The sequence below is a fragment of the Actinomyces sp. HMSC075C01 genome, assembly GCF_001812965.1.
Taxonomy (GTDB): Bacteria; Actinomycetota; Actinomycetes; order Actinomycetales; family Actinomycetaceae; genus Actinomyces; species Actinomyces acetigenes.
Genome location: NZ_KV810951.1, coordinates 4,897 through 7,409, shown reverse-complemented (window position 1 = coordinate 7,409; position 2,513 = coordinate 4,897). Strand labels below are relative to the sequence as shown.

Sequence of the window (2,513 nt, the reverse complement as noted above, 5' to 3'; positions counted from 1 at the left end):
GCAGGGTCAGGATGCGGCGGTGGGCCAGGGCGAGAACGGCCTGGTTATGACGCTTTCCCTGGTCTCGTTTGCGCTGGTAGTAGGCCCGGGAGACGGGGTCGGAGCGCAGGGAGGCGAAGGCGGACAGGAACATGGCGCGCTTGAGCCTCTTGTTGCCGCCGTGGGAGACGTGCTCACCACGGATCGATGAGCCGGAGCGGCGTGTGACGGGAGCGAGCCCGGCGTAGGAGGCCAGCTGGGCGCCGGTGTCGAAGGTCTTGCCCAGGGTCTCGGCCAGGAAGACGGCGGCGGCCGGGACCCCTGATCCCGGGCACGTGTGGTCAGGACCTGGCACATGAGGGTGGGCCACCCGCCAGGGTCACCGGCCTGGGCGGCGACATCGGCCCGCTGAGCGCGTGGGGAGATGAGCTGCCTGGCCAGGTGAGGAAGCACCACTGCTGCGGCGTCGGTGCCGGCGACAGTGACACTTTGAAGTTCCAGGGCTGAGACGATCTGGCCTGCCCAGGTGGCGTGCCGCCTGCACCCGTGCTTCTTGAGCCTGGCGTCGATCCTTGCCTTGCCTGCGCGTTTCAGGTCGGCTGGGGTGGGCCAGGCGGCGACGGGCCTCCAAGACGGCGTCGTGCTCCAGCCAGGGCCCCAGCACCCGCTCGAGGGCTGGGTGTCAAGCCCCGGGTTTTGTGGAGGCTGGTTTATCTGGTGGTGGTGGTTGCCGGTTGTGATCGTTCGTGGTGGTGGCGGTCGGGTGCCCAGGCGGCTTCGTGCTCGGCGGGGGTGTGCATGCCGATAGCGGAGTGAGGGCGAATGGTGCCCGCCCAGTGGACCCACTCGGCGGTGGCGAGCACGGGCGGCGTCAGTGTCCTGCCAGGGTTCCTGGCCAAAGGATGAGTTCGGCCTTGTACAAGGAGTTGAGCGCCTCGGCCAGAGCAAAGCCGAACGGAGTCGCCCTTCGGCCCCACTGAGGCGACCGCCTCGCAGTCGGACAGGGCCTGCCCGTAGCGGATGGACCTGTACTGCACGCCGCGGTCGCAAGTGGTGCACCAGGCCCGTCAGGTCGGCCCCCTGACGTTTCCGTTGCCAGACGGCCATCTCCAGGGCGTCCAGGGCCAGGTCGGTGCACACTGGCCGGTAGGTGGTCTGCCAGCCGATGATCCTCCGCGAGAAGACGTCGGTCACGAAAGCCACATAGACCCACCCGGAGAAACTGCGCACGTAGGAGGGGGCACCTCCCGCTTGCGGGGGAATGCCGGCGACCCACAGCCCACCCGGAGCAAACGCCTCGAAGTGGCGCTTGACCAGGTCGGGCCGGGCACTGCTCTCGCGGCGCGCTGCGCGTGGCGCGCGGGGACCTGGCGCGCCTGACGCCGCGTAGGCCCAGGTCACCCATGAGGCGCACGGGCGGTACAACGGGCCACGTGACCAGCACCGTGACGCTCGGCAATCTCGGGCCGGCCCCGCATCACGTGCATCTTGCGGGCCCCCAGAACCGAGTAGCTGGTTCTTGTGGACCTTAGATATCTCCGCCTTGAGGGTCTCGTCGCGCAGGCTCCTGGCGCTAGGAGGCCGGCTACGGCGGGCGTGAGTCAAGTGCTCGGGGCGATCTTGACTCCGGCGCCAGCGAGCACCTTGCAGACCGGCCAGGCCCCAAGCCCCTCCTTCTTGGTCTCGATGCACTGGCAGATCAACGGGACGGGCGCTCACACTGCGCCGCGATAGACAAGCCGACTGTGCTCTTTGGGATCGCGTTGGCTCTTCGCAGCTCTCGGACCTCTTTCTCTAGCTCCTTGATCCGCTGCGCCTGGTCAGTGGTGGTGCCCGGCCTCAGAGAGCCTGTTCAATGGTTTGTGTAAGCCCTTGTGGAAGGACTGACACTGATGACTGCTACTGATGATGACAACAGGGCTCCTGCTGGTGGGCGGGATGTGGTCGACCAGCTGCGCTCGGCTGGGGCTCTGGATGGCTTGTTTGAACAGATCGATTCCGGGCAGGTGAGCATGACCGGGACTGATGGCCTGCTACCGGCCCTGGTCAAGGAGGCCCTGGAGAGGGGCCTGGCCGCTGAGCTGACCGAGCACCTGGGTTACGACAGGGGCGAGCCAACCTCCCAGGCGCGCGGTAACGCCAGGAACGGAACCACGTCCAAGACGGTGGACTCTGAGGTGGGGCCCTTTGAGACCTGTGGTGCCCCGGGACCGGGCCGGGACCTTCACCCCGCGTCTGGTGCGCAAGGGTCAGCGCCGCCTGGACGGCCTCGATGCGTGTGAATCACCAGGCCTGATGCGCCGGTGAAATTGAGAAGTGCGGGATATCCAGCACCACCTGGCCTCCACGCTCAGCGCGGGTGCTCAGCGCGGGGACCATTTCGAGGATCACCGACGCGGTAGCCGATACTGTCCCGCGTGTGGCAGCACGCGTCCGCTGGAGGAGTCCTCTTCCCGGTGGTCTACCACAGGCGCGATTCGGGCCGATGGTCCGCGCCTGTTCACCGGGTCGCCTCCCGCTCGGCTCACATCGCG

Annotated in this window: 1 protein-coding gene and 1 pseudogene; one reads left to right on the top strand and one right to left on the bottom strand. The window is 67.6% G+C overall.

Annotated features, from left to right (window positions below; all coding sequences use genetic code 11):
• Positions 1–661, bottom strand: a pseudogene (locus HMPREF2883_RS02070) (transposase); the annotation flags it as partial.
• Between the two features lie 1,210 nt (positions 662–1,871).
• Between HMPREF2883_RS02070 and HMPREF2883_RS02060 the strand changes: the two are divergent.
• Complete coding sequence (locus HMPREF2883_RS02060) at positions 1,872–2,261, top strand: transposase (protein ID WP_141758997.1); 390 nt, start codon at positions 1,872–1,874, stop codon at positions 2,259–2,261.
• Positions 2,262–2,513: the final 252 nt, after the last annotated feature.

Coding starts and splice junctions, on each gene's coding strand:
- HMPREF2883_RS02060 (WP_141758997.1), top strand. CDS start 1,872: ATGACTGCTACTGATGATGACAACAGGGCTCCTGCTGGTGGGCGGGAT.